The organism is Streptomyces sp. NRRL B-24085, from assembly GCF_001282115.1.
GTDB lineage: Bacteria > Actinomycetota > Actinomycetes > Streptomycetales > Streptomycetaceae > Streptomyces.
Map to the genome: position 1 here is coordinate 1 of NZ_LJBR01000388.1, position 6,516 is coordinate 6,516.

Genomic DNA, 6,516 nt, shown 5'->3' on the forward strand with positions numbered 1-6,516 from the left:
GCACGGAGGGAAGGGGCGGTGAGGGCGGCGGCGGGTCGTGGCCCTCACCGGGTCCGCCGGGTCCGCCGGGTCCTCCGGGTCCACCGCATCCTCCCGGTCCTCCCGGTCCTCCCGGTCCTCCCGGTCCACCCGGACCTCCCAGTCCACGCCCGCCAGGTCAACGCCGGGCCCGCCGGTGACCCTCGCACCACCTGCCCCTTGCCTGTCTTCGTGCCCACCCCGGGCCCTCCGCGGCCCTTCTCCGCCGCCCCCCACATCCGTACGCATCCATCCACCCAGGGAGATCCCTTGAACAGCCACCGAAAACCCCGTACCCCCAGCCCGCTCACCCGGCGTGCCGTCCGTGTGGGGCTGTTCGCCGCCGGTGTCGCCGGTGTGGCGACCGCCGTGCCGGCGCAGGCGGCCACCGGCGGGACGGCCGCCAAGGTCGCCGTCGCGTCGGACCATGTCTTCAGCCACGCCGACCGCCGCGACCACACCGAGGAGAAGGACTCGTTCACCATCCGGCAGTTCGGGAAGGTGAATGCCGCATCCGTGCGCAACCAGGCCAACGCGGTCTCGGCGGGCTGCACCGCCGACGACGCCTGCCGGTCGGTCGCACTGTCCTTCCAGATCGTCACCGTCGCGGGCGAGCACACCCGCCTGAACGCGGTGAACCTCAGCGACGCCACCAACAAGAGCTGCACCGGCTGCCAGACCCTGGCCGGCGCCTACCAGTTCGTGGTCTCCACGCCCGCCCCGCTCACCCTCGACTCCGCCCACCGCCGACAGCTCGACGACATCCACCGCCGGCTGGACGCCCTGACCCGCTCCGACATCCCCGCGACCGACCTGCGCACCCGGGCGGACTCGCTCGCCGCCGAGGTCGACGCCGTCCTCAAGGACGCCGTGGCCCACGCGCCGAAGGGCGACGCGCGGCAGGACGTCACCATGCGCCGCCACCTGGACGGCTGGCCCGGCCGCTGACCCGGCCGGCGGTCCGGCCCGCGGAAGCCACCGCCGGCCGGACCGCCGCGCGGAGACCGTTGACATCGGCAGAACCTCGGCGCAGACTCGGCTCACTCAAGTGAAAGAAACTTCACCACGCGAACACGAGTTGATGTGCGCGCCCCGCCACCAGGTCTCCGAAGGGAACGCCCGATGCGTACCACCGTCGGCATCATCGGAGCCGGCCCCGCCGGCCTCCTCCTCGCCCGGCTCCTCCACCGCGCCGGCATCGACTCGGTCGTCCTGGAGAGCCGCGACCGCTCCTACGTCGAGCAGCGCCAGCGCGCCGGGATCCTGGAGCAGGGCACGGTCGACGTGCTGCGCGCGGCCGGCGCCGGGGAGCGCATGGACCGCGAGGGACTCCCGCACGACGGCATCGAACTGCGCTACGACAGGAAGCGCCACCGCGTCGACTTCCCCGCCCTCACCGGCGGCCGCTCCGTGATGGTCTACGCCCAGACCGAGGTCTGCAAGGACCTCATCGCCCTCCAGCTCCAGGACGGCGGCCCGCTGCTGTTCGAGGCGGAGGCCCTGGCCGTGGAGGGCGCCGACACCGGCACCCCGCGCGTCCGCTTCCGGCACGAGGGCCGCGAGGACGTCCTGGAGTGCGAGTACGTCGTCGGCTGCGACGGCTTCTGGGGCGTGGCGCGCAAGGCGATCCCCGCGGAACTGACCCGGGTGTTCGAGCGGACGTACCCCTTCGCCTGGCTGGGCATCCTGGCCGACGTCCCGCCCTCGCACGACGAACTCGTCTACGCCCGCCACGACCGCGGCTTCGCCCTGCTGTCCATGCGCTCCCCGTCCGTCTCCCGCCTCTACCTCCAGGTCCCCACCGGCACGGACGCGGCGAGCTGGGGCGACGAGGAGATCTGGGACGAGCTGGAGCGCCGCTTCGAGACGGACGACGACTGGAAGCTGGACCGGGGACCGATCACCCAGAAGTCCGTCACCCCCATGCGCTCCTACGTCCACGAGCCCATGCGGTACGGCCGGCTCTTCCTGGCGGGCGACGCGGCGCACATCGTCCCGCCCACCGGCGCCAAGGGCCTCAACCTCGCCGTCGGGGACGTCGTGACCTTCGCGAGGGCACTGACGCACCTGAAGGAGACCGGTTCGGCCGAGCGCCTCGACGCCTACTCCGAGACCTGCCTGCGACGGGTGTGGCAGGCCGAGCGGTTCTCCTACGACATGACGAGCCTGCTGCACCGGGCACCCGACGCCACTCCCTTCGAGGACCGCATGCAGCTCGCCAGGCTGGAGCGGATCGCCGGATCGCGGGCCGCCGAGACCGACCTCGCCGAGGGGTACACCGGCTTCCCCTTCGGGTGAGGTCCTCCGGCGCCGGGAATCAGGCGTGCGCGTAGCGTGTTGCGCAGGACATCGAGGGAAGATCCTCCCCAAGCACTAGGGTCATTCCTTTGCCTACCCATTACTCTTGAGGCAAGGTCCACACACGGTGGCCATGGAGGAGTGAAATGAGGAGCAGCAACCCGGTCTTCTCGCGACGGGGGTTCAGCCGCGACAACGGCTACGCGGGCTTCAACACCGCGCCGCAGGCCGGGAGCGCAGCCGTAGGCACGCAGGCCAACCCCTACGCGCAGCCGCAGGGCAACCCGTACGCGACCAACCCCTATGCCCAGCAGCAGGGCGCGCCGCCGCAGGCCCCGGTGACCACCGGCCGGATGACGATGGACGACGTCGTCATGCGCACCGGCACCACCCTCGGCATCCTGATCGTCACGGCCGCGCTCTCCTGGGCGCTGCTGCCCGTCGACGACGCCAACATCGGCCGCTCGTACGGCATCGGCATCGGCGCCGCGCTGATCGGCATGGTCCTGGCGCTCGTCCAGTCCTTCAAGCGCACGGCGACGCCCGCGCTGATCGTGTCGTACGCCGCGTTCGAGGGCGTGTTCCTCGGCGTCATCTCCAGCATCGTCGACAACCGCATCGCCAGCGGCGCGGCCATGCAGGCCGTGATCGGCACCCTCGCGGTCTTCGCCGCGGTGCTGGTGGCGTACAAGGCCGGCTGGATCCGCGTCAACCGCCGGTTCTACGGCTTCGTGATGGCGGCCGCGCTCGGCTTCCTGCTGCTGATGGTCGTCAACATGCTGTTCGCCGTCTTCGGCGGCGGTGACGGCCTCGGCTTCCGCAGCGGCGGCCTCGGCATCCTGTTCGGCGTCATCGGCGTCCTGCTCGGCGCGTGCTTCCTCGCCCTCGACTTCAAGCAGGTCGAGGACGGCATCGCCTACGGTGCGCCGAAGGAGGAGGCCTGGCTGGCGGCCTTCGGTCTCACGCTGACGCTGGTGTGGATCTACATGGAGTTCCTGCGGCTCGTCGCGATCCTCAACAGCAACGACTAGCAGCCACGCGGAAGGTGAAAGGGCCCCGGGTTCCCACCCGGGGCCCTTTCCCGTGTGCGCGGCTAGAAGTACCTGCGCGCGGCCCTCCTCAGGTCGTACTCGTGGATGATCGCCTTGGCGTGGCCGTACGCGAGGTTGTGTTCGTGGCGGAGCCAGCTCACCTTCTCCTCGAAGCGGAAGAGGGCCGGGCCTTCGTCGACGGTGCGGAGCCAGTCGGACACTTCACGACCGGTGCAGTGGGGAATGCGGGCGAGCATGTTGCGGTGGGTCTCCTCGGAGAGGACGTGGGACATCGGCGCCTCCGGACGCAAAGGGGATGTAAGCCGGTCCTTCAGGTCACCGTGCCTGAGCCTTCGCCTGTTGGCAACAGTCCCGGTGGGGCGCGTACGGTTGGCCGGTGGCTGATACTTCGCGTCTGACCCGGGCTGTGGACCACTTCGCCGACCGTCTGCGGGCCGCGCCGCAGAGCCGGCTGCAACGGGGCGCGGCCGCCGAGGCGCTGGGACTGGCCCGCGAGTTCGCCCGCCGGACGCAGGTCCTGGAGGAGCCGGGGACCCCGCTCCGCGAGATGCCGGACGCGGGCATGTTCGCCGCCGCCGACCAAATCACCGTGGCCGTGCACGACTTGGCCCTCGTCCTGACGGACGAGGGCCAAGTGGAGGAAGCGCTGGAGCTGGTGGCGCAGGCACAGCAGCGGGCCGGTGTGTGACTCCCGCCGGGACGCCTACAGGGACGCTATGACCCGGTCGGCCAGGATGTAGACGTTCTCCTCGCCGCAGGCGAACGTCAGCGTGTACGCGCCCGAGACGCCCGAGCCGCCCAGCAGGACCGGGGTCTCACCCGCACGCAGCGCGGCCGCGAGACGTTCGGCCGTCTCGCGGTGGCCCGGGGTCATGCACAGGGTCGTGCCGTCCGCGAAGACGTAGACGTCGAGGGTGCCGAGGGGACCCGGGCGGACGTCGGCCAGTTCCGTGCCGGACGCGGCCAGTTCCTCCAGGGTGGCCACCGTGCGCTCGTGGTCGCCCACGGCGGGTGAGCCGACCGGCACGAAGTCCGGGTGGGAGGGGTGGCGGCGGCGGGCCGCGGCCAGTTCCGGGCTGTCGCCGGCGAACTCGTCCGCCTCGGCCGAGGGCTCCGAGACCGGCTCCAGCGGCTCCAGGCCCACGAAATCGGCCTGCCGGGGCAGGAACAGCTCGCTGTCGGGCAGGCCGAGCAGCGAGGGCGCGTCGGAGGCGTCACGGGCCTCCTGGGCGGCCCAGAAGGCCCGCGCCTCGGCGAGCTCGCGCTCGCGTTCCTCGGCGAGGGCCTCGGCCACGGCGGCGCGTATCTCGTCGACGTCAGCGGCGGGACGCGCGGCCGGCACGAGACCCCGCACGGGCGTGGTGGTGTTCTTGGCGAGCTCGGTGTGCAGGGCGGCGACCTGTCGGCGCAGCACCATGAGGGTGCGCAGGACGGCGACGCCCACGGCGCCCGTGGCGGCCGTGGTGACCAGCAAGGCGATCGGCATGGCGCTCACTGACGTACTCCCGGTTCAAAGTCGACCCCCGACTTCCTACATCAGCTTGAAGGGCGGACTATCCCGCTGTCAGTGCGTAACGTCACGAATCGGACAGGACTTTGGGTCCGGTGGTTGGTGGTGAAACGGCCCTGAGCTGCACAGATCCCTCTGCGAAGGGAGATAGGTCACATCCTGGGGGAGATTGGATCACAAATCGGCCCAGAACCTTGGAGTTTCGCCGGTTCTGGGCCAAAGAGTGACGCTGGGTTCCCGTACAGACACGGAGAGTTGAGGCTAGCTCAGGCGCTCGATGACCATCGCCATGCCCTGACCGCCGCCCACGCACATGGTCTCCAGACCGAACTGCTTGTCGTGGAACTGGAGGGAGTTGATGAGCGTGCCGGTGATGCGCGCGCCGGTCATGCCGAAGGGGTGGCCGACGGCGATGGCGCCGCCGTTCACGTTCAGCTTCTCCAGCGGGATGTTCAGGTCGCGGTAGGAGGGGATCACCTGGGCGGCGAACGCCTCGTTGATCTCGACCAGGTCGATGTCGTCGATCGTGAGACCGGCGCGGCGCAGCGCCTGGTTCGACGCGTCCACCGGGCCGAGGCCCATGATCTCGGGGGACAGGCCCGAGACGCCGGTCGACACGATGCGGGCGAGCGGGGTCAGGCCGAGTTCGCGCGCCTTGGTGTCGGACATGATCACGACCGCGGCGGCGCCGTCGTTGAGGGGGCAGCAGTTGCCGGCGGTGACCATGCCGTCGGGGCGGAAGACCGGCTTCAGGCCCTGGACGCCCTCCAGGGTGACCCCGGCACGGGGGCCGTCGTCCTTGCTGACCACGGTGCCGTCGGGAAGCGTGACCGGGGTGATCTCGCGCTCCCAGAAGCCGTTCTTGATGGCTTCCTCGGCGAGGTTCTGCGAGCGGACGCCGAACTCGTCCATGTCCTGGCGGGTGACGCCCTTGACGCGGGCCAGGTTCTCGGCGGTCTGACCCATCGCGATGTACGGGTCGGGGAGCAGGCCGTCCTCGCGCGGGTCGTGCCAGGTCGAGCCCTCGGAGGCGGCGGTGGCCGCGGTGCGGGCCTGGGCCTCGGCGAAGATCGAGTTGGTGGTGTCCGGGAGGCCGTCCGAGCTGCCCTTGGCGTAGCGGGAGACCATCTCGACACCGGCCGAGATGAAGACGTCGCCCTCGCCGGCCTTGATGGCGTGCAGGGCCATGCGGCTGGTCTGGAGCGAGGACGAGCAGTAACGGGTGATCGTGCAGCCCGGCAGGTGGTCCATGCCCATCTGCACGGCCACGATGCGGCCCAGGTTGTAGCCCTGCTCGCCGCCGGGCAGGCCGCAGCCGAGCATCAGGTCGTCGATGTCGCGCGGGTCCAGCTCGGGGACCTTGGCGAGGGCGGCCTGGATGATCGTGGCGGTGAGGTCGTCGGGGCGCAGGTCCTTGAGCGAGCCCTTGACGGCGCGGCCGATGGGGGAGCGGGCGGTCGAGACGATCACGGCTTCGGGCATCACGGCTCCATGGGCGTACGGGGGTTTCTTCCGACTGGGCTGCTTGGGAAGTTACCCGTACGTATGGCCTGGGTCACGGGGGCGGCGGTGTGACCTATGTCTAAGCGCTTGCTTTGGCCTCCGGGAGTGGGGTGGTGGACGGTGCGGGGGTGGGGC

7 protein-coding genes are annotated in these 6,516 nt (G+C 70.8%); 4 read left to right on the forward strand and 3 right to left on the reverse strand.

What is annotated here, in order from left to right:
• The first annotated feature begins 288 nt into the window (after nucleotides 1-288).
• The 3 genes from AOJ26_RS34030 (at nucleotide 289) to AOJ26_RS34040 (ending at nucleotide 3,347) form a co-directional block, all read left to right on the forward strand.
• On the forward strand, nucleotides 289-966 hold the full coding sequence (locus AOJ26_RS34030; protein WP_053852227.1) for a hypothetical protein: 678 nt from the start codon (nucleotides 289-291) through the stop codon (nucleotides 964-966).
• 174 nt (nucleotides 967-1,140) lie between these two features.
• Entirely contained in the window at nucleotides 1,141-2,316 is a 1,176-nt protein-coding gene (locus AOJ26_RS34035) for a 4-hydroxybenzoate 3-monooxygenase (RefSeq protein ID WP_053852228.1), read from the forward strand.
• Between the two features lie 146 nt (nucleotides 2,317-2,462).
• Complete coding sequence (locus AOJ26_RS34040; protein WP_053852229.1) at nucleotides 2,463-3,347, forward strand: Bax inhibitor-1/YccA family membrane protein; 885 nt, start codon at nucleotides 2,463-2,465, stop codon at nucleotides 3,345-3,347.
• Between the two features lie 62 nt (nucleotides 3,348-3,409).
• Here the strand turns inward: AOJ26_RS34040 and AOJ26_RS34045 are convergent, their stop codons facing one another.
• Complete coding sequence (locus tag AOJ26_RS34045) at nucleotides 3,410-3,640, reverse strand: DUF4287 domain-containing protein (RefSeq protein WP_020120819.1); 231 nt, start codon at nucleotides 3,638-3,640, stop codon at nucleotides 3,410-3,412.
• 104 nt (nucleotides 3,641-3,744) lie between these two features.
• Here AOJ26_RS34045 and AOJ26_RS34050 point away from each other — a divergent pair, with 104 nt between their 5' ends.
• Nucleotides 3,745-4,056: a hypothetical protein gene (locus AOJ26_RS34050; RefSeq protein ID WP_078960138.1), complete on the forward strand. Its 312-nt coding sequence runs from the start codon at nucleotides 3,745-3,747 to the stop codon at nucleotides 4,054-4,056.
• Nucleotides 4,057-4,071: 15 nt separating this feature from the next.
• Here the strand turns inward: AOJ26_RS34050 and AOJ26_RS34055 are convergent, their stop codons facing one another.
• Both AOJ26_RS34055 and AOJ26_RS34060 read right to left on the reverse strand, forming a co-directional pair.
• Nucleotides 4,072-4,854 (reverse strand): hypothetical protein, encoded by a 783-nt coding sequence (locus AOJ26_RS34055; RefSeq protein WP_179200410.1) that lies wholly within the window; start codon nucleotides 4,852-4,854, stop codon nucleotides 4,072-4,074.
• Between the two features lie 285 nt (nucleotides 4,855-5,139).
• Nucleotides 5,140-6,360 carry an acetyl-CoA C-acetyltransferase gene (locus AOJ26_RS34060; RefSeq protein ID WP_053852232.1) on the reverse strand — a complete coding sequence of 407 codons (1,221 nt, stop codon included), beginning with the start codon at nucleotides 6,358-6,360 and terminating at the stop codon, nucleotides 5,140-5,142.
• Nucleotides 6,361-6,516 lie beyond the last annotated feature (156 nt).

Bases quoted from the DNA above. Each gene is read 5' to 3' on its own strand.
- AOJ26_RS34035 (WP_053852228.1), top strand. From the start codon at position 1,141: ATGCGTACCACCGTCGGCATCATCGGAGCCGGCCCCGCCGGCCTCCTC.
- AOJ26_RS34045 (WP_020120819.1), bottom strand. From the start codon at position 3,640: ATGTCCCACGTCCTCTCCGAGGAGACCCACCGCAACATGCTCGCCCGC.
- AOJ26_RS34040 (WP_053852229.1), top strand. From the start codon at position 2,463: ATGAGGAGCAGCAACCCGGTCTTCTCGCGACGGGGGTTCAGCCGCGAC.
- AOJ26_RS34060 (WP_053852232.1), bottom strand. From the start codon at position 6,360: ATGCCCGAAGCCGTGATCGTCTCGACCGCCCGCTCCCCCATCGGCCGC.
- AOJ26_RS34055 (WP_179200410.1), bottom strand. From the start codon at position 4,854: ATGCCGATCGCCTTGCTGGTCACCACGGCCGCCACGGGCGCCGTGGGC.